Origin of the sequence: Methanomassiliicoccus sp., from assembly GCA_012719175.1 — an archaeon.
GTDB lineage: Archaea > Thermoplasmatota > Thermoplasmata > Methanomassiliicoccales > Methanomassiliicoccaceae > UBA6.
In genome coordinates this window covers 51850-71821 of the sequence record JAAYAX010000012.1, presented here as the reverse complement: position 1 = coordinate 71821, position 19972 = coordinate 51850, and the positions used below count along the sequence as shown (strand labels likewise).

Sequence of the window (19972 nt, the reverse complement as noted above, 5' to 3'; positions counted from 1 at the left end):
TCGGATGACCAACAGGAAGGCTGATGCGCTCTATCGCCAGCATAAGCTGCGTGGAGAGGGGTTCGAATCGCATGCCAAGCTGCAGCTCTGCTATCCTGATGGCAGGCCATACCCGTCTCAGGACCTTCCGCTCACCCGTTCCGCCCTCTACGGTGAAACGTATGTGGACCTGGACATGGACCTCGTATGGCCGGACGGTGAGGTGCGGCATCTATTGGTTAACTCCGCGCCCATCACTGGTAATGATGGCAGCAGGATCGGGGCTGTGGAGGCTATTATGGACATCACCGATCGTAGGAGGACGGAGCTGGAGCTGAAAAGGTCCAATGCCGAGCTCCAGCAGTTCGCCTTCGTCTCATCCCATGATATGAAGGAGCCCCTAAGGATGATAACGGCGTACCTGTCATTGTTGGAGAAGCAGTTCGGAGATAAGCTAGAACCCAAAGCCAAGGAGTACATGATGTATGTCAACTCCGGAGCGGAACGCATGAGGCAGATGGTGAACGATCTATTGCAGTTCTCCAACATCGATGCGAAGGCCAATGGGTTTCATCCCGTGGACATGAACGAGGTCCTATCGATCGTCCGTGAGAACATTCACTTCTCGATGTTGGAGCTCAACGCCAAGGTCCATTCCGAACCTCTGCCCATGGTAACAGCCGACAGGACACAGATGATACAGCTGATGACGAACCTGCTGAGTAACGCCATCAAGTTCCACGGTGCAGATCCCCCGAGGGTGTGGATATCCTCAACGGGTGATTACTCTGAGTGGACCTTCACGATCAGGGACAACGGCATTGGGATCGATCCCAAGTACCAGAGCAACCTGTTCAAGATGTTCACTAGGCTTCACTCCCAGGACGAGTATCCTGGCACCGGCATTGGTCTGGCGATAAGCAAGAAGATCGTGGAACGGCACGGGGGCCAGATCTGGTGCGAATCGGATGGAGCGATCGGATCCACGTTCTACTTCACATTGCCCCGGAACATATGATCTGAGCCTCACCTTTGTAGTAAGTGATATTGCTCAACGGACGTCACAGCTTCGACCGCAATTCTTCATACTGTTGGCTTGTCCCTTCCACGGTGCTTAGGTTGAACACCAGCACACCGTCGGAGTGATGCACCACGATGCATCTCTCGACGGAATTGTATCTGGCCAGAACGTAATTGCCGAACTCATCGTTCCTAAAGTTGCCGCTGCTGACCTCCGTTCCTCCGAACCCACCGACGCGGCGACCATTATCGAAGTGGTCCCGAAGCTCCACCGAGGTCATGTTCTCATATAGGACACGCTCGTCCACCAGCGGCGCCTTCACCCAGAGGGCGTCCGGCTCCAGCTGCGCATCTACGCTTCCGGAGGCAATGAACAGGAACACGGCGATCAGGATGATGATGACGGAAGCTATGCCCGCGATCGCAATGTTCCTATTACGTTTCTTTTCAACCTCTGAGATGACAGCATCCTGAAGTCTCTTGCCTTCCTTCAGGAACCGGTTACCTGTGTTCACGTAATAGAGGCCGTAGGACAGGATGGCAGTGGCGATTATGAGCGCGATCGTGAACAGGACCATATTGTCAAAAAGGATCAACGACACCATTCCCAACAACAAGATGACCGAGAACACCGTTACCAGCATGCCAACGAACTTGGCGAGGGCGGTGGAATCGTACAGGTCCCGCACAGCTTTGGGGGAAGTATTGAAACCAGCGATCAACACCGCTCCCTTCCCCGTCACCCACATGTAGGCCGATAGGCACATCAAGGGCACCATTACGATGAGCACGATCATCAGGATCATCAAGCTCGACTCGTTCACTGGACCGCTCAGCATGATCATTGTCAATGCGATCGCGTCCCCGACGATGACCACCAACAATCCGATCTTGGTGTTCCTATCCACGATCAAGCAATGAGCTGCGTTCCCTTATCGCTTCTCATCTTTTTTAGACAGGTTCGTGAACAGATGCATGAGGTCGCTTTCAAGAAATATGGTGCGGGCGCCGGGCCTGGTATCCGAGCATAGCCAGATAGCTGTTACGAACGTTCAATCAGGGTGGAATTAAAACCCATTCCATACTTTTTTATTATTGAAGAAACATAGGAAATTCGTGGATAAAAACGAGATGGTTTGGCTCGTAAACTTACTAGATACGATCAATAGAGAGCTTGATGAAATCGCATGCCGCACTGTTATGAACATATACGAAGGAAAAGTAATGGATCCAGACGAGGATAGAATTTTATTAGACTTGAAAACAAAGAAAATGGCCGTTGAATATATGATCGACAGCTATCTCATTAGAGAACGAGATTTCCGTAGCTTACACTAGGATTAATCAAGAATCATTAGGACTCAACAGAGTATGTATTCATCCCTTCTGTCATGCCAACGGTATAAAAAAAACTCAGCACCCATCAATCCTCGGGCTTTTTTAATTCTTGTTTTCCAGATGCAGCAAGTTTCTCGTTTATTTTAGCTCTCGTCCTTGAAGATCGAGCTGGCTGAACATAATAAAAATCGAATAGCTGCTCTATCACTTCCAGCGAAAGCTCTGCTTCATCTGGCTCTACATCTACAATGATGCCAGTGTCTTTCGTCTTAGTAGGATGTGCTGCATAATTACCTACTTGTCGTACTGCATCGATGCTGTCACCAATATGCGTAGGAACTTTTCCTATCGCTACGTCTATTTGGTCGTTTAAATCCCTACCTGTTATTCCTTGAGCATTCAGTATGTTCTGTAGACATCTCCGGGAAAGTGCTGCACTAGCCTTTTCACTAAATGGTAGAACAACGGACGCTTGTTGGTAATCCTCTGCGATTTCCTTTGGGACTTCTTCTGGGATAGGTCTTGATGAAAAAAGCGGAAATCCTAGATGGGTTGTTTTCTCTATCTTACCAGAACAAATGGGTGCAGATTCAAGCTCATAAAACAATATTGGTTTTCCGCAGCTGGGACATGTCGATACTTCTGCAATTAATGTATGGGAATATCCAAGACTGCTCCATTTCGTCCCCAGGATTAGGTCATATACATTAGCCGAAGAGCCATATGTATGCAAACTTGCAGATTTGGTGAAACAAACATGGACGTTACAATGTGGACATTTCCCTGTTTTCCCAACCTCATATGACATAATTACTTACCACCATCAACACAAATTACACGTGAAATGTTCTTAAAGACAATAAAGCATGTGGATTTTTTACTGGCTATCAAATACTGCCTTTCCCCTGTTCCAGCGATGAAAGATTTATCGTGTTCTAACCTATGCCAGATGCGGTGGAATGTTGCCGAAGATGGTGTGGAGAACATGGACCCGGAACTCAAGGAGTGTGTCTTTCTATAGGGTCGAATCATCGCCTCCTGGCGGTTCTGTCCTAGGGCAAGAAGGGCCGCGATCCAGACGAACAGTTGAGTTCGAAACCACTTCTGGTGGGTTTTGACATGGAACAGGGAACCCACAGTAAGATCGTCTCCTTCATCTGGGGAATTGCTGATGACGTGCTTCGGGATCTGTTCAAGCGGGGCAAGTATCCCGATGTCATCCTCCCGATGTGCGTCATTAGGCGCATGGACGTCGTCCTTGAACCGACCAAGGAGGCGGTCCTGGAAACGAAGGAGATGCTCGATAGGGCGGGCATCACGGAGCAACGGGCGGCGTTGGAGAGCGCCGCCGGGCAGGCCTTCTACAACACGTCGAGATTCACTCTCCGCGATTTGAAGTCGCGTGGTAGCCAGCAGCAGCTCCTCGCCGACTTCGAGGACTATCTCAATGGCTTCTCGTCCAATGTCCAGGATATCCTGACCAACTTCAAGTTCCGCAATCAGTTATCCACGCTGTCCAAGGCCGACGCATTAGGCACGCTCATCAATAAGTTCCTGGAGCCTGAGGTGGACCTGAGCCCGAGCACCATCGACAATCATGATATGGGCATGATCTTCGAGGAGCTTGTCCGCCGCTTCAACGAGGAGAACAACGAGGAGGCGGGCGAGCACTGGACCCCGCGCGACGCGGTCCGCCTCATGGCCAATCTTATCTTTCTGCCCATCGAGGACCAGCTCAAGTCCGGCTCCTACCTCCTCTATGATGGCGCTGCCGGTACTGGCGGAATGCTCACCGTGGCCGAAGAGACATTGCACGAGATAGCTCTCCGGAACAGCCTCCATATCGTCACACACTTCTATGGCCAGGAGATCAATCCCGAGACCTACGCGGTATGCAAGGCCGACATGCTGCTGAAGGGTGAGGGAAGCATAGCCGATCACATCGTCGGAGGTGCGGAGCACTCCACGCTGTCCCACGACGCCTTCCCCGCGCAGGAGTTCGACTTCATGCTCTCCAACCCCCCTTACGGGAAGAGCTGGAAGAAGGACCTAGAGCACATGGGCGGCAAGGACGCGATGCGCGATCCCCGCTTCAAGGTCATGCTCGGCAACGAGGAGCTATCGTTGGTGACGCGCTCCAGCGACGGGCAGATGCTGTTCCTCGCCAACATGGTCTCGAAGATGAACCATCACTCCGCCCTGGGAAGCCGCATCGCCGAGGTCCATAACGGTTCATCGCTCTTCACCGGCGATGCGGGGCAGGGGGAGAGCAACATCCGCCGGTACATCATTGAGAACGACTGGCTGGAAGCGATCGTTGCCCTACCACTGAACCTCTTCTACAACACCGGCATCGCCACGTACATCTGGGTGCTGACGAACAAGAAGGCCGAGCACCGTAGGGGGAAGGTACAGCTCATCGACGCCACTCAGTGGTTCAAGCCGCTGCGCAAGAACCTGGGGAAGAAGAACTGCGAGCTGTCGTCCGAGGACATCGAGAGAATAACCAAGACGTTCCTTGACTTCTCTGAGACCCCCGAGTCGAAGATTTTTAGTAACCGTGATTTCGGCTACTGGAAGGTGACGGTTGAGAGGCCGCTGCGCTTGCACAGTCAGCTCACCCCCAAGAGCATCGAAACATTGCGCTTCGCCTCCGGCGACGAGGACATCAGGGCGACGTTGTACGATGAGTTCGGCGACGACCTGTTCACCAACTTCGCCAAGATTGCTGCCGCTCTGAAGATCCGTCTTGAGGAGTGGGGGAACGAGGAAGAGGGTGACGAAGAGGAAGAGTCGAATAAGGGACTACCTGAGAGGAAGCGCAAGAAGCTTCTCGACGTAAAGACCTGGGAGCGCGATTGGCACCTCTATAAGGCGGCTAACACGCTACGGGGCGAGCTTGGCGAGACCGTGTTCGAGGACCACAATGACTTCCGCGAGCGCATCCAGGCGGCGATGAAGAAGCACGCGCTCAAGCTCTCCGCAAGCGATCTGAAGACGCTGCATGAGGCGGTGAGCTGGCGCGTTGAGACCGCACCACCAGTAATTGGCAAGGTCCACAAGCCCGGCAAGGTAAAGCCAGACCCGTTGAATGGGCTCTTCGAGGCCACCATCGATGGGAAAACGGCCATAGTGGAGTACGAGCCGGACACCGATCTGCGGGACACCGAGCAGATCTCACTGTCGGAGGAGGGAGGCATTGAGGCCTTCATCCGGCGGGAGGTGCTGCCATACGTTGCCGATGCCTGGGTTGACGAGAATGCTGCGAAGGTCGGTTACGAGATCAGCTTTACCCGATACTTCTACAAGCCAAAGCCCTTGCGTAGTTTGGAGGAGATACGAGCGGACATCCTGGCCATCGAGAAGGAGACCGAAGGGCTGCTGGATGAGCTGCTGGGGGAGGGTACGAAATGAAAGCCACCGAAGCCACTTTACTGGGCCTGTTGCAGAAGTCGCCCCAATTCATCATTCCTATATATCAGCGTACTTACTCTTGGACGGACAAGCAGTGCCGTCAGTTATGGGAAGACATCATCCGGGCTGGTTCCAACGACTCCATCTCTGTTCATTTCATCGGTTCCATAGTTTACGTGGAGCAGGGCCTGTCCCAGGTCACCCATCAAGCCCCCTTGCTGGTTATAGATGGGCAGCAGCGTCTCACCACGGTGTCTCTCCTTATCGAGGCCCTTGCCCGAGAGGTAGGCGATACTGAGCCTGCCGACGGCTTCTCGGCTCTAAAGCTTCGTCACTACTACCTTAGCAATCAGCTAGAGACTGGTGATCGATTCTACAAGCTCCTATTATCCCAGACCGATAATTCGACTCTTAAGGCAATAATCAAGAACACTCCCCTTCCCCCTGAACCATCCCTACTGGTGAAGCAGAACTTCGAGCTGTTCCGGGAACTGCTCGCCGCCCAGAACGGAGATCTCGTCCCCGTATGCCGTGGGTTGGCTAAGCTCGTCGTGGTGGACATCGCGCTGAACCGTGACCAGGACAACCCTCAACTCATCTTCGAGAGTATGAACTCCACCGGGAAGGAGCTGAGCCAGGCGGACCTGATACGCAACTACATCCTAATGGGCCTGGAGCCCAAGCTACAGACCCACCTTTACGAGGAGTACTGGCGGCCGATGGAGCTGGACTTCGGGCAGGTGGCCTACGGCACGCAGTTCGACAGTTTCATGAGGCATTTCCTGACAGTGAAGACGGGTTATATACCGCGCATCGGAGAGGTATACGACGCGTTCAAGGACTACTCTCGATCCCCATCGGTAAGGAGTGGCGGCATAGAGGCGCTGGTGAAGGACATCCGGGACTTTTCCCGCTACTATTGCGCCATGGCCTTGGGAGCCGAACGAAATGGTCCCCTTGCTCAAGCCTTCCACGATCTGAGGGAGCTGAGGGTTGACGTCGCCTATCCATTCCTCCTGGAACTCTACCATGACTATGCAAACGGAATCCTGAGTCCAGACGACTTCCTGTCGAGCGTTCGTTTAATCGAGTCTTACGTGTTCCGACGTGCCATCTGCGCTATACCGACCAACTCTTTGAACAAGACCTTCGGCACGTTCAGCAAGTCGATCAACAAGGACCGCTACCTCGAAAGCATGCAGGCCCAGTATCTTCTCCTTCCTTCCTACCGTCGCTTCCCCAGCGATGAGGAGTTCCGAAGGAACCTACAGACGCGTGACCTGTACAACTCTCGCAGTAGAAGCTACTGGATCCGCCGCATGGAGAACCACGAGCGGAAGGAGAGAGTAGAGGTGGATGAGTACACCATCGAGCACATCATGCCGCAGAACCCCAATCTTTCCGCTACGTGGAAGGTAGCTTTGGGATCGGATTGGCAGCGAGTACACGATGAGTGGCTACACACACTGGGTAACCTGACGCTCACTGGCTATAACTCCGAGTACAACGACCGCCCCTTCAACGAGAAGCGAGATATGGCAGGTGGCTTCAAGGAGAGTCCACTTAGATTGAACGCTGGGTTGGGACAGGTCGAGGTATGGAACGAGGTGGCGATAAAGGAACGTGCGGAGCGACTCTCCAGCAAGGCATTGGAGATATGGAGTTTCCCCGAGTTGCAGGAGGAAGTTCTTGAACAATACCGCCCGCATCCAGAGCAGCCGAGCTACTCAATCGAGGATCATCCGTTCCTTCTATCCGCCGGAATAAGAGAGTTATTCGAAGCCCTGCGCAAAGAGGTGCTAGGCCTCGATCCCTGTGTGAGCGAGGAGTTCCTGAAGTACTATGTGGCATATAAGGCGGAGACTAATTTCGTTGATGTCGTTCCCCAATCAAAACGGCTGCGGCTAAGCCTAAACCTGCCATTCCCAGAGATCAACGATCCCAAGAAGTTATGCAGAGATGTGACTGAAAAGGGCCGTTGGGGAAATGGGGACGTGGAGATCATGCTGAACTCCATCGATGAATTACCGTACATCATGAGTTTAGTGCGGCAGGCGTTCGAATGGCAGATGGGGAATGGGGAGCACCCATGATTGCTGGACTGAAGCCGTATCCAAAATACAAGGAGTCTGCAGTAAATTGGTTTGGAAAAATTCCAACCCAATGGAAGATTATGAGGTTGAAGAATTGGATAAAGATAAATGTGAACACCTTATCAGAAGATACAGACCCCACATTCCAATTCTTCTATCTAGATATAGGTTCGGTAAGTACGGGTTCATTATTAAAAAAACCCGTAAAGTGCACATTTTCGAAAGCCCCTTCCCGAGCTAGGCGAATTGTACATCCTGGTGACACGATAGTTTCAACCGTGAGACCGAACCTGAAAGCTGTATGGACAATACTTAAGACAACAGAACCAATAGTGGCGTCAACTGGTTTTTCTGTATTAACGCCCCCGTCGAATACCGACTCAGGGTTTGTTGGATACGTTGTACAGTCAGAAGCGCTTGTCAATCAAATGGTTTCTGAGGCGGTTGGGATAGCTTATCCCGCAGTAACAGAAATGAAAATGGGTAATATGGTAATCGTGGTCCCCCCATTCCAGGAACAGAAGTGTATTACTCATTTTTTAGAATGGGCAACTACTCAAATAGGGCGAGTGATCCGCGCGAAACGGAAGCTGATCGCCCTCCTGAACGAACAGAAGCAGGCCATCATCCATCGCGCAGTCACCCGTGGCATCGACCCCTCATTGTCTCTTAAGCCTTCAGGTATACCATGGCTAGGTAATATTCCGCAACATTGGAAAATCTCACGATTAGCGAGAATATGCGATAAGATCGGAGACGGGCTTCATGGAACGCCATCATATGTGGAACAATCGTCTTTTTATTTCATTAATGGAAGTAATTTAGTTAATGGAACCATTCAGATAAAAACATCAAAAAGTTGTGTCAGCAAGTCTGAGTTCACTAAGTATTTCATTCCATTAAATAATAGTACATTGCTCATATCTATCAATGGGACGATTGGCAATTTAGCATATTTTCAAGGCGAGCCCATCATTCTTGGTAAGAGTGTTGCATACATAACTTGTGGCAGTTCGCTTTCTAGAAAATTTCTCTCATATTACCTGCAATCGTCGGCAGTGATGAATTTCTTGAGAGGAGAATTGACAGGGACTACAATTTCGAATCTATCCCTCGAATCTATTAGAAATTTATCTGTGTCACTGCCACCTCTTAGCGAGCAGCTAGAAATCGTAAGCTACATTGAAGGCGGAATAAGTCCGCTTGATTTTGCCATCGCTAGCCTCAAGCTCGAGATGGAATTATTGCACGAATATCGAACACGATTGACTTTCGATGTTGTGACTGGTAAAATTGATGTCCGCGATGCGGCTAAACAGCCGCCCATAAAAACCTCGTCGTCAATGTGGCCACAAGGTGAATCTGACCTCAAAGAGCTACCTTCAGATGCGTTATCTAAAGATAAGGAGTCGCTTCTTTTCGATGACTTGGATGAGCAGTCCGAACCAACCAATGGGGATGTCGAGACATGACCACCGACATCACTGAGAAAGGCCTCGAAACTATCATCATCCGCCACATGACCGGCAGCGATGGCATTAACAGCAATCCCGGAACCATCGAAGTGAGACCAGACCCTGAGGGCGCGGGCTATTTTGCTGGCATCCCCAAAGACTATGATCGACAACATTGTGTCGATGTCACACAACTCTTCTCCTTCCTTCAAAGCACGCAACCCGAGGAGTTCAAGAAGCTAGGTATTGTGAACGGCAACGATCCCAAGGACGTCAACCGTCTCAAGTTCCTTGCCCGCACCGCTTCCGAGATCAATAAACGCGGTGTGATTGACGTACTGCGCAATGGGGTGCAGCATGGGCCGACGAACCTCAATCTCTTCTTTGTGACCCCCTCCCCAGGCAACGAAAGGGCGGCAGCACTCAATACTCAGAACCGGTTCTCCATCACCCGCCAGCTCGCATACAGCAACGATGAGACGAGGCGGGCTCTTGATCTCTGTCTCTTCATCAACGGCCTTCCCATCGCCACATTTGAGCTGAAGAACTCGCTGACCAAGCAGACCGTTGACGATGCGATAGAGCAGTACCGACGTGATCGTGACCCACGGGAACCGCTCTTCGCTTTCGGCCGCTGCGTGGTGCACTTCGCTGTCGATGACGCTGAGGTGCAGATGTGCACCGAACTGAAGGGCAAGGCATCTTGGTTCCTGCCGTTCAACAAGGGATATAGCGATGGTGCGGGCAATCCTCCGAACCCTAACGGCCTCAAGACTGACTACCTGTGGAAGGAGGTGCTGACCCCCAGGAACCTGACCAACATTCTGGAGAACTACGCCCAGATAGTCGAGGTAAAGGGCGAGAGGAACGGCAGGAAGAAGCGCAGCCAGGTCTTCCCCCGGTATCATCAGCTCGACGTCGTGCGAAAGCTCCTGGCGGACGTTGAGGAGAAAGGTGTCGGTCGAAGATACTTGATTCAGCACTCAGCCGGCAGCGGTAAGAGCAACTCCATCGCCTGGCTCGCCCACCAGCTCATCGGTGTGAAGCGTGACGGGAGAGAGGTCTTCGACTCTGTCGTCGTGGTCACCGACCGCCGCGTTCTCGATGATCAGATTCAGAGGACGATAAAGCAGTTCATGCAGGTCGGAGCGACGGTCGGGCACGCGGAGCACTCCGGCGACCTTCGCCGCTTCATCAACGAGGGCAAGAAGATCATCGTCTCCACGGTGCAGAAGTTCCCCTTCATTCTCGATGAGATCTCGCGCGAGGACCGAGACCGCACCTTCGCCATTATCATCGATGAGGCGCACTCCAGCCAGGGCGGTAAGACCTCCTCGGCGATGAGTGCGGCGCTGACCGACGAGGACCCCGAGGACACGGTAAACGACGCGCTGGAGCGACGCATGAAGGCCCGTAAGATGCTCACCAACGCCAGCTACTTCGCCTTTACCGCCACGCCGAAGAACAAGACCCTGGAGATGTTCGGCGAACCCCTGCCGCTGGATGCCGAGGGCAAGGTGAGGCACCGGCCGTTCCACAGCTACACCATGAAGCAGGCGATCCAGGAAGGCTTCATTCTGGACGTGCTGGAGCACTACACGCCGATTAACAGTTATTATCGCCTGATCAAGAAGGTGGAGGCCGACCCTGAGTACGATGTGAAGAAGGCCAACAAGAAGCTGCGCCGGTACGTCGAAGGGCATGACCAAGCTATACGTATTAAGGCGGAGATCATGGTAGACCACTTCCACGAGCAGGTTCTTGCACTGAACAAGATAGGCGGTCAGGCGCGTGCGATGGTGATATGCAACGGCATCGAGCGGGCCATCCAGTACTTCCTTGCGATACGTTCATATCTAGAAGAGAGCAAGAGCCCCTACAAGGCGATCGTGGCGTTCTCTGGCGATTTCGAGTTCCGGGGCGGTACGGTGAACGAATCCACGCTCAACGAGTTCCCCAGCGGCGATATCGTCGATCGCTTCAAGGATGACCCGTACCGCTTCCTCATATGCGCCGACAAATTCCAGACCGGGTACGATGAGCCGTTGCTGCATACAATGTACGTGGACAAGCCACTCGCTGGGGTGAAGGCCGTGCAAACGCTGTCACGACTCAATCGAGCACATCCACAGAAGCACGATGTGTTCGTGCTCGACTTCCACAATAACACTGCAACGATCGAGGAAGCGTTCTCCGACTACTACCGCACGACGATCTTGAGCGAGGAGACGGACCCCAACAAGCTCCACGATCTCAAAGCGACTCTCGATAACGCGCAAGTGTACTCTCCGCAGCAGGTCGAGGTGGTCGTGGAGTCGTTCCTGTCAGGGGCGAGCCGAGAGCAACTGGACCCCATACTCGACACCTGCGTGGCGGTGTACAACGAGCGATTGGACGAGGACCAGCAGGTGGAGTTCAAAGGGAAGGCCAAGGCCTTCGCCCGTACCTACGATTTCCTCGCGTCGGTAATGCCGTACACAAACAGGGAGTGGGAGAAGCTATCCATCCTGCTCAACATGCTCATCCCCAAGCTGCCCGCTCCTAAGGAGGAAGACCTCTCCAAGGGGATCTTGGAGGCGATCGACATGGACAGCTACCGCGTAGAGAAGAAGGCCACGATAGCGATCCGCCAGCCCGATGAGGATTCGGAGATCGGACCGATACCCGTGGATGTCATCGCGGGGAAGAAGGAGCCCGAACTCGACAAGCTCAGCAACATCCTGAAGAGCTTCAACGAGCAATTCGGAACGCTGTTCAGCGATTCTGATAGGGTAGCAAAGCGCATTAAGAACGATATAGCGCCGAAGGTGGCCGATGACCCGGCGTACAAGAACGCTCGAGAGAACACCCCGCACACCGCCCGCATAGCTCATGATGAAGCCCTGAACAAAGTGATGCAGACCCTGCTCAAGGACGACACGCAGGTGTACAAGCAGTTCGTGGAGAACGAGTCGTTCCGTGGCTTCATTCAAGAGATGGTCTATGCCATGACCATACGGAAGTGACGTATCCGATGCATCGCAGCAACCGTAGTAAGCGAAGCGTCCGAGGTATCGGATGTAGCCAGCAGGAAGACATGCTCCATGAGCATTTTTTCGCCCCTAAAGTGGCATTTCTAGCTACAACAAGGCCTCAGCTTAGCCGAGGGATTCCTTCATGCCTTGAAGCCCGCTAGCGGCCGTTCTAGGGGCCTCCCTGAGGATTGTTGAGAGAGAGCGGTGGGCCGAGAAGATAAAGGGTCGTCGGAGGCGACCGGGGGACCGATCCTGAAATCCAAATCCCTGCGAGATACCTACTCCGTGAGGATCGCCTACCCCGAGGAAGATAGATGATGCCGGGGGGATAGAGATAGGGAGAGCGAAGGTGTTCATCGGGATAAGGGGATGATCGTTGCCCTTCCTTTACCTAGGTACTATAGGGCCCCTAGAGGGACAACGGTCTACATCGGTCATGGAGGGTGCGTCCCTTAGGACGCTAGTAATGTCACCGTGACCGCTCCCGCCTGCAAGGCGGGAGCACGCACATGTCACTGGTCAGGTGACGCATACGGACCCTCTAGGACCCAATAGGTCGTTACCCAATAAAACGTGACCGTCGTCATTGGTCCAAACCTTAGGGCTTACGTTCGGCATGGGGTACATTCGCTGTAATATTACACCTATGTACGCTACTATAGTGACCTATAGTGTCCCTATAGGACCTATAGGACACATTACGGTCCCATTTGGGACCGTTTCCATGAGGATAGACTCGATATAACGGAACAAAGTAGCTCTAGGATCCTAACGTCCCTATTGGTCCGCCAACTGGACCTCCGGTCCAATATCCTTGAGGATTGGGTTCGTACACAACATGAGCGTATACGCCAATTACTCTCTAGGCCCAATATCACGGCCCCGGAGGGGCCGTACGGTCACTGATCCCCTCCTATGTTCATAGCATGCCTGTAAACGAAAACTAACGGTTTTTGGACGGAAGTGCATTCATTTTGTAGCTTCTATCACAACAAGGGCCCCATCCCACCTTAGGCAATCGCAACATGGACTGTTCTGGAAGCATGCTATCGCGTAACGTGCTATATGTGGCAACGACTTTGCATTGAAAAAGGTATAGCCAACGGGCGTGTGACTGTATTACATTTATAGCCAATCCTACATAGACCACCATACAATGTCGAAGGGAGGATTGAACCAAAAGCCAAAGAGCAAAGCGAACAGAACGTGCTTCGGGCGCCGTATTTGCCCAGGAAGCGACAATAACAAGAGGCGGGGCGTCTGCAAGAACTGCATCCCCTGCATCGATCAGTACATCGCGTATGAGATTGAACGGGGGAGGCGGCTCTCGACACTGCTCGATCATGTTCGTATTGCCTGGGCGGGAGTATCTGACTACCTCGTCATGAAGGAGATAGCGAGGGTCTCAAGGAATATTGGCAAGATATGGGGGTATAGAGCAGTGCGTAGCGCGATCAAGTCCTCTCCGGAGCTTCGAAATGGAGGAGACGTCGGTAGGGCAATGAGGGCTGAGATAAAGAGGGCTTTCCGTGTGGAGGAGTCCACTTCGACGGAACTACCACAAGGGGACGAGGAATCCATCGACGGAATGGATTGCGCTGAGAATGCCGGGACCGAGGCAAGCCAGTAGGAAAAAAGGAGTACTAGATGTCCCGCAGAACAGCCGTAGCTAATATCAGCTCCATCGCCCATCATCATCGCGGGGTATCCTATGCAAGCAAGCATGGGGCCTCTGTGGTCAATAGGCGGCCCGGTCGCCGCAGGGGGGCGAGGTCAATGGGACGCTACCCGTTCCTGACCGTCGCCCTCAACTACCTTAACACAATGCGTGGAGTTCTGGCAGTCTCCACACATTCGGAACTAGAGAGGCGTATGAGAAGAATGGACAAGGATTTGACGGTCCTAAAGGATGCTGGGAAAATCAAGACCTGCAATCCCTACAAGCTCAACGACTTGGACGTGCTGGCCTACATCAGCCTGTTGCGTTCAAGAGGGTTGCAGGATAGCGGTATCGATCACAACCTCGATGCCCTGGTCGGCCTCCTTCGCTACATTGGAAACGGTGCGGTGGATCAGGCTAAAAGGAAGTACTCACAACACTTCCCACATTCTCGGAAGGCGAGGTTGGCCCCCATCTCGGATAGCGATCGTAGAGCTATCATCGAGGCGGCGGGAAAGGTACCGGATAAGGATTGGCGGAGGATGCTAGCCTATGCGCTATGCGTCTCAGCGATCTGCTCCGGCCTCCGTCCGAAGGAGCTTAGGTTCGCAAAGGCGCAGGACCTCAACATCGCTAGACAAGTGTTCCACGCCGAGGAGGTGAAAGGAAAGGGCCGTTATGGAGAGCCTAGGGATGCTTGCATTCATCCCGATGGGCTCGCCTTTCTCCGACGCTACCTCAGGGTGAGGGCAAAGAAGCTGGAGAAGGAGAGGATCATAACTGACCTTCTCTTTCCCGCAATCCAGGATATCAAGAAGAAGGGGGACGGCTCCTTCTCCATCAACGGCACAACGATGCTACGCACCATCGTCATGCGGGAGACCGGGGTAAAGTTCGACCTCCGGGCTTGCCGTAGGACCTACGGCCAGGTGGGTATAGACGATGGTGTAGAACTCGATACGGTGTCCATAATGCTAGGGCACGCCAACACAAGGACCACAGAGACCTACTACGCAAGGAAGAAGAACGAAGCCGCGGTCGCCGATGCTAGGAAGGTTTGGGGCAGTAATGCCACAGTCTCGACAGCGCCGGAGGCCAATACCCCCCTGATTGACAAAAAATCGTGGATATCTGGATATGCGTAATGGTGCGGGCGCCGGGATTCGAACCCGGGCTTCAAGCTTGGGAAGCTTAAGTCCTAACCGCTAGACTACGCCCGCTCTACTCGAGCCTCATAGCGAATTGGTGATTAAAATGTTTGGAGCCCAGCAAAGCTCACTTAACTGTTTCCAGCTGGCTGATGATGTTCCAGATCAACGTCCTTCCGTGGAGAGGGATGTTGGGGTCGTTGGCCAGCTCATCCAATATGAAGATCGCGCTGGCTGCCTTGACGTCCATGGCCTCGTTGGGTGCCTGCAGGCGCCCCTTGGCGTCCGATGCCCCTCTCCGGATATTGCGGGGAACAGAGGTATCCTCTGCCAACTGGTCCAACACGTCCATGATTTGCTTCAACTTAACATTGTCCGCCATAGTTTTTACCCCCTCATGGGGAAATATATTACGCTCCTCACAGCTAGTCGGAGGATTCGACCTCTCCCTTCTCGAACTTTAGCTCGCCGTACTTCTTGAAGGTCGTCACTACCATAGAGGTCTTGCTCTCCTTTATACCCGGGATGCTCGACACAGTCTCCATGAGGAAGCGCTTGAGCTTAGGGTAGGAATCGAACTTTACGACCGCTACGATGTCGACGTCACCCGTTACCAGGTAGACATCGTCGACAGAGTCATTCTGTGCAATGGCCTCGGCAATGACATCGGCCTCCTTGGTCTCCACCTTGAGGTTGATCAAGGCTGTCACCTGTTCGTCCCCGAAATACGAGGAGATTACCGAATCGTAGTCGGACTTTTCCCTGTTTTGCATCTCAATACCTCAAGACCTTATTGCAGTTGTGGATGATATGCTCTACGAGCGAATCCTCTGCCTTCTTACTAAAAGCCTAAAAGAGGAGCTCAACCTGCGGTCTCGAACTCTTCCTGGAGGTCGATGATGACCTGCTCGAGGACCTCTTCGAGGGAGGAACTGCGGTACTCTCTGACCCCGCCAATCTCGCTCTGAACCCTGGCTATATAGTCGTTGTTGTCCTTAATGAATTCAACGTTGCAGAGGGTCTCTTCCATCTTCCTTCACCCGAGCCATCATCCTCGTTAGATGACAGCACGGCGAATACTGCGGTCGGTATATATTGCTTTTCCCCTCGACGAGCTGGCACTGTTCCGTTTTTCAGGGCGACTTATGGCTCAAAGGGCCTTGATCATGAAGAACGCATCCCGTCCAGGCCCATAATAGTCCCCGATGACGCCCTCGATGGTGAAACCATGGTGTAGATAGAGGTTCATGGCGGGAACGTTTATCGCCTCCACTTGCAGGACCATCCTCCGAGCGCCCTTTGCCCTCACCCTTTTTTCCGCCTCTATCAGCAAGGCATGGGCTATGCCCTGGCCCCTGTACTGTGGAAGAACGGCCAGGGAAACCAGCTGGGCCGCGATGAGATCTTGGCGATAGTTCACGATGGCAGACCCCACAGGTCCGTCCACCTCGGCAAGCATCGTCTCGAAGCCATTCTCCTCCAGGATGGCAGCCAGGTCCTCGGCGGAATAGCGCTCATCTCCGAAGCAGATGTTCTCGATCTGCTGCAGTATCGGCAGGTCCTCGATCCCCGCAGTCCTGATCATCACGAAAACGCATAGCAAGAACATCGTTAATTCACTTTTGAATGATCAGCGAATATATGCCTCGGGAAGGTTGCATGGCCGTTATCGATGGCCACCTGGCAGGGCGAAATAAAAAGATAGTTGAACCGAGTTTGAATGAGCATGAGGTTCCTTCCGATCAGCAATCTCCTACACCTGCCATCCGACAGCGAGGTCGAGGCACGGGGCTGGATATACCGGGCCAGGTCCAGCGGGGCCATCGTTTTCCTCGTTCTGAGGGATTCCTCGGGGATCATCCAGGTCACGGTGAAGAAGGGGAACCTTCCGGACCCCGAGTTCGAGGCCGCTCAGGGCGCGACGGTGGAGTCCTCCGTCGTGTTGCAAGGGAGGTTGTTCGACGACAAACGCGCTCCCGGCGGGAAGGAGCTGAGGGCCTCCGCGTTCAGAGTACTGGGCTCCGCCCAGCCGTTCCCCATCACCGAATACCAGAGCGAGGAGCTACTCCTCGATCAGCGGCATCTGTGGATCCGCTCCCGGGAGCAGACCGCGGTCATGAAGGTCAAGGCCGCGGTCATGGCCGGTGCCAGGGACTGGCTGCGGGAGAACGGATTCACGGAGGTCACGCCCCCCATGCTGACCCAGAACGCCTGCGAGGGTGGTACCACGCTGTTCAAGCTGAACTACTTCGACCGCGAGGTGTTCCTGAGCCAGAGCTCCCAGATGTACCTGGAGGCGCTGATCTTCTCCCTTGAGCGGGTCTACTCTCTGGCCCCCTCCTTCCGCGCCGAGAAATCACGGACCAGCAGGCATCTCACCGAGTTTTGGCACCTGGAGTTGGAGGCGGCGTGGATCGACTACAGGAAGAACATGGAGGTCCAGGAGCAGCTGGTCACAGCCATGGTGAAGAGGGCATTGCTCGACACCAGGGACGAGCTGGTGCACCTGAGGAAGGACATCGGCCTGCTGGAAGCGATAGAGGCACCGTTCAAGCGGATGACCTACTCTCAGGCCATCGAGAAGCTCCAGGCCCTAGGGCATGAGATAACCTGGGGATGCGACCTGGGTGCACCGGAGGAACGGGCCATCACCGCCGACGAGGTGGTTCCGGTCTTCGTGACCAACTTCCCCAAAGAGTGCAAGCCCTTCTACATGAAGGAGGATGAGGAGGACCCCCGGACGTACGCCTGCGCGGACCTGCTGGCGCCTGCCGGCTTCGGGGAGATAATCGGAGGATCGGAGAGAGAGGTGGACCTCGGCAAGATGCTCGCTCGCATTAAGGAGCAGGGATTGTGCACGGAGGCATACGAGTGGTACCTGGACCTCCGCCGCTACGGATCGGTGCCGCACTCCGGGTTCGGCCTGGGGATCGAGAGGGTGGTCAAGTTCCTTTGCGACCTGGAGCATATCCGGGACGCCATACCGTTCCCGCGCACGGTCTCTCGCGCCTACCCCTGAACATACTTGGCGAGGTGCACGATCAAGTCGTGCGCCTCCTCCAGCTCCTGTATCTCCACATACTCGTCGATTATATGAGCAAGCTTAGGATCGCCGGGGCCGCAGATATAAACATGAGGGTTCACCGCGGCAAAGTGGGGCGCCTCCGTGGCATAAGGCACAACGATGGGGTCCGTGCCCAGGAAGTCAGACAGGACCCTGCTGATCTCCGAACCGGGATCGGACTCGAACGCGCCGATGGTGTACTCCACATCCATCTCGTAGACCTCTCCCCTAAGTCTGTTTACGATGATGTCCTCGATATCGTTGGTGGTCTGAGTGGAGGGATACCGGACGTCGACCTCCACGGTGCAATGGTCGGAGACCACGTTGTTCTTGTTCCCTCCCTGTATGGTGGAGAAGCACATGGTCATGCCCGTCGATCTCTGAGAGGAGATCTCGGCAAGGTCCAGCAGGCGGCCGAGGCAGTAGTGCATCTTCAGTACGGCATCGTCCCCCAGCCAGGGCTGGCTCGCATGGGCGGCCCGGCCCCGGGTGGTGAGCCGGAAGCGGTACACCCCCTTCTCTCGGTACGCCGGGGCCAGCTCCGTCGGTTCCATGATGAGCACGCCCTTGGCCTTGCGGACCACATCCTCCTTGACAAGGGCGGTCACCCCTTCCATCTGTTCCTCCTCATCCGTGGTCAGGCAGATGCTGAAAGGGACATCCTCCTTCACCAGGTCCCCGGCGGCCTCGATCATGGCGGCGCAGGCCCCCTTCATGTCCGTGGTCCCTCGGCCATAGATGCGGTTGCCGTCGATCTCGCCCTGGAACATCGCCCAGTTGGAACCCAAGGGAACGGTGTCGAGGTGCCCGGAGAACAGCATGCCGTTCTTGCCATAAGTAGCGAGGAGAGCCGGATACCTTTCGGGACCTACCTGCTTCACCCGCATCCCCACGGCCTCCAGCCGGCGCCGGGTATAACGGATGATTGTGCTCATGTCACAGTGAAGGTCGCTCTCCATGGCCAGGAGGTCCTGCAGTGTGTCTAGTACTTTCTCTTTCATTGGATCACATCCTCGCAAGGTGACCTTCTCATCGTCGCCCCGACCCGCTGACCGGTAATTCTGGCAGCCAGGACAACGCAGTCACGGGGACCCCTCACACCTGCCAGATGAAGTAGGCGCAATGCTACGCTTTCGTCTATAGCACTCACGTTACGGACGGACGTCTCCTGTCCTCCATAACAGACCATCTCGGCACCCGTATCAGGGCGGGTACAGTGCAAGAGGGAGAGCTTCATGAGCGCTCGAGGAACTCCCTGGACGGATAATATCCTTTGTGTGGGATTGTGGTCTTCATGAGAAGTAGGTCCTTCGACGCTCTGAGATGCATTGACCCCAGCGCCTCGCCCGCGGGGCCAACTACCTGTAAATAGCCGTGCATCGGTCCAGGTTCATGAACTCAACGGATTGCGCGAACCAGGCGCCGCAACTGCGTAAGCCCTTCAAGGATCCGCTGGTTACCTTGGGATTATCTGTAATTCCTGGAATTATCGGGCTTTTCGGCATAGGCCACTTCTACGTGGGCAGGCCTCTACGAGGGATACCGTTCCTCGTGATCGGGGGCATAGCCGCTATCATGCTCATCTTCCGTGAGTCCTCCCTTCTATCAGGCATCGTCAACAGCGGCGTGGCCGCCTTATTGTACGTATTCCTGCTCTTCATACTGATTGCCAGCGCTGTCGACGCTCTGATGCTGGCACGGGCGTACAACAAGGAAGGCATGGCTACGGGCATCGCCCTGTGGTGATCAGGGGGCGAGAGGCGACCGATCGCCCGTCAAATGCCAAGG

Annotated in this window: 16 protein-coding genes and 1 tRNA gene; 9 read left to right on the top strand and 8 right to left on the bottom strand. The window is 54.2% G+C overall.

Annotated elements, in window-relative coordinates:
• The coding region (locus GXX95_09420) for a hypothetical protein (GenBank protein ID NLT38360.1) at positions 1-997 on the top strand (997 nt) is incomplete at its 5' end.
• Between the two features lie 43 nt (positions 998-1040).
• On the opposite strand, the gene GXX95_09415 is transcribed toward GXX95_09420, so the two are convergent.
• Together GXX95_09415 and GXX95_09410 are read right to left on the bottom strand one after the other, a co-directional pair.
• Entirely contained in the window at positions 1041-1913 is an 873-nt protein-coding gene (locus GXX95_09415; protein ID NLT38359.1) for a DUF3784 domain-containing protein, read from the bottom strand.
• Positions 1914-2422: 509 nt separating this feature from the next.
• Positions 2423-3145: a DUF4145 domain-containing protein gene (locus GXX95_09410; protein ID NLT38358.1), complete on the bottom strand. Its 723-nt coding sequence runs from the start codon at positions 3143-3145 to the stop codon at positions 2423-2425.
• Positions 3146-3456: 311 nt separating this feature from the next.
• On the opposite strand from GXX95_09410, the gene GXX95_09405 reads away from it, so the two are divergent.
• From GXX95_09405 to GXX95_09380, 6 genes are all read left to right on the top strand, one after another.
• Positions 3457-5751 (top strand): SAM-dependent DNA methyltransferase, encoded by a 2295-nt coding sequence (locus tag GXX95_09405; GenBank protein NLT38357.1) that lies wholly within the window; start codon positions 3457-3459, stop codon positions 5749-5751.
• The gene (locus tag GXX95_09400; protein ID NLT38356.1) at positions 5748-7844 is read left to right on the top strand and encodes a DUF262 domain-containing protein; all 2097 of its coding nucleotides are present in this window, start codon (positions 5748-5750) and stop codon (positions 7842-7844) included. Before GXX95_09405 ends, GXX95_09400 begins: the two co-directional genes overlap by 4 nt.
• Complete coding sequence (locus tag GXX95_09395) at positions 7814-9316, top strand: hypothetical protein (protein NLT38355.1); 1503 nt, start codon at positions 7814-7816, stop codon at positions 9314-9316. The genes GXX95_09400 and GXX95_09395 overlap by 31 nt, the downstream gene beginning before the upstream one ends.
• Positions 9313-12303, top strand: a complete 2991-nt coding sequence (locus tag GXX95_09390) for a type I restriction endonuclease subunit R (GenBank protein ID NLT38354.1) — start codon at positions 9313-9315, stop codon at positions 12301-12303. The genes GXX95_09395 and GXX95_09390 overlap by 4 nt, the downstream gene beginning before the upstream one ends.
• 1180 nt (positions 12304-13483) lie before the next feature.
• The gene (locus tag GXX95_09385; GenBank protein ID NLT38353.1) at positions 13484-13942 is read left to right on the top strand and encodes a hypothetical protein; all 459 of its coding nucleotides are present in this window, start codon (positions 13484-13486) and stop codon (positions 13940-13942) included.
• Between the two features lie 17 nt (positions 13943-13959).
• The gene (locus GXX95_09380) at positions 13960-15117 is read left to right on the top strand and encodes a site-specific integrase (protein NLT38352.1); all 1158 of its coding nucleotides are present in this window, start codon (positions 13960-13962) and stop codon (positions 15115-15117) included.
• Here GXX95_09380 and GXX95_09375 read toward each other — a convergent pair.
• The 5 genes from GXX95_09375 to GXX95_09355 all read right to left on the bottom strand — a co-directional run bounded on the left by GXX95_09375 (position 15118) and on the right by GXX95_09355 (position 16729).
• Positions 15118-15192: transfer RNA gene (locus GXX95_09375), tRNA-Gly, on the bottom strand.
• Positions 15193-15247: 55 nt separating this feature from the next.
• Complete coding sequence (locus tag GXX95_09370) at positions 15248-15502, bottom strand: UPF0147 family protein (GenBank protein NLT38351.1); 255 nt, start codon at positions 15500-15502, stop codon at positions 15248-15250.
• 43 nt (positions 15503-15545) lie between these two features.
• Positions 15546-15893 (bottom strand): Lrp/AsnC family transcriptional regulator, encoded by a 348-nt coding sequence (locus GXX95_09365; protein NLT38350.1) that lies wholly within the window; start codon positions 15891-15893, stop codon positions 15546-15548.
• Positions 15894-15982: 89 nt separating this feature from the next.
• Positions 15983-16150: a hypothetical protein gene (locus GXX95_09360; GenBank protein ID NLT38349.1), complete on the bottom strand. Its 168-nt coding sequence runs from the start codon at positions 16148-16150 to the stop codon at positions 15983-15985.
• Between the two features lie 120 nt (positions 16151-16270).
• Complete coding sequence (locus GXX95_09355) at positions 16271-16729, bottom strand: GNAT family N-acetyltransferase (protein NLT38348.1); 459 nt, start codon at positions 16727-16729, stop codon at positions 16271-16273.
• 117 nt (positions 16730-16846) lie between these two features.
• Between GXX95_09355 and asnS the strand changes: the two genes are divergently transcribed.
• Positions 16847-18139 carry an asparagine--tRNA ligase gene (asnS, locus tag GXX95_09350; GenBank protein ID NLT38347.1) on the top strand — a complete coding sequence of 431 codons (1293 nt, stop codon included), beginning with the start codon at positions 16847-16849 and terminating at the stop codon, positions 18137-18139.
• Here asnS and GXX95_09345 read toward each other — a convergent pair.
• Positions 18130-19185 carry a M20 family metallopeptidase gene (locus tag GXX95_09345; protein ID NLT38346.1) on the bottom strand — a complete coding sequence of 352 codons (1056 nt, stop codon included), beginning with the start codon at positions 19183-19185 and terminating at the stop codon, positions 18130-18132. The genes asnS and GXX95_09345 overlap by 10 nt on opposite strands.
• A 391-nt stretch (positions 19186-19576) precedes the next feature.
• On the opposite strand from GXX95_09345, the gene GXX95_09340 reads away from it, so the two are divergent.
• On the top strand, positions 19577-19930 hold the full coding sequence (locus GXX95_09340; GenBank protein NLT38345.1) for a hypothetical protein: 354 nt from the start codon (positions 19577-19579) through the stop codon (positions 19928-19930).
• Positions 19931-19972 lie beyond the last annotated feature (42 nt).

Coding starts and splice junctions, on each gene's coding strand:
- GXX95_09345 (NLT38346.1), bottom strand. CDS start 19,185: ATGAAAGAGAAAGTACTAGACACACTGCAGGACCTCCTGGCCATGGAG.
- GXX95_09390 (NLT38354.1), top strand. CDS start 9,313: ATGACCACCGACATCACTGAGAAAGGCCTCGAAACTATCATCATCCGC.
- GXX95_09370 (NLT38351.1), bottom strand. CDS start 15,502: ATGGCGGACAATGTTAAGTTGAAGCAAATCATGGACGTGTTGGACCAG.
- GXX95_09395 (NLT38355.1), top strand. CDS start 7,814: ATGGCAGATGGGGAATGGGGAGCACCCATGATTGCTGGACTGAAGCCG.
- GXX95_09410 (NLT38358.1), bottom strand. CDS start 3,145: ATGTCATATGAGGTTGGGAAAACAGGGAAATGTCCACATTGTAACGTC.
- GXX95_09340 (NLT38345.1), top strand. CDS start 19,577: ATGAACTCAACGGATTGCGCGAACCAGGCGCCGCAACTGCGTAAGCCC.
- GXX95_09360 (NLT38349.1), bottom strand. CDS start 16,150: ATGGAAGAGACCCTCTGCAACGTTGAATTCATTAAGGACAACAACGAC.
- GXX95_09365 (NLT38350.1), bottom strand. CDS start 15,893: ATGCAAAACAGGGAAAAGTCCGACTACGATTCGGTAATCTCCTCGTAT.
- GXX95_09380 (NLT38352.1), top strand. CDS start 13,960: ATGTCCCGCAGAACAGCCGTAGCTAATATCAGCTCCATCGCCCATCAT.
- GXX95_09355 (NLT38348.1), bottom strand. CDS start 16,729: ATGTTCTTGCTATGCGTTTTCGTGATGATCAGGACTGCGGGGATCGAG.
- asnS (NLT38347.1), top strand. CDS start 16,847: ATGAGGTTCCTTCCGATCAGCAATCTCCTACACCTGCCATCCGACAGC.
- GXX95_09405 (NLT38357.1), top strand. CDS start 3,457: ATGGAACAGGGAACCCACAGTAAGATCGTCTCCTTCATCTGGGGAATT.
- GXX95_09400 (NLT38356.1), top strand. CDS start 5,748: ATGAAAGCCACCGAAGCCACTTTACTGGGCCTGTTGCAGAAGTCGCCC.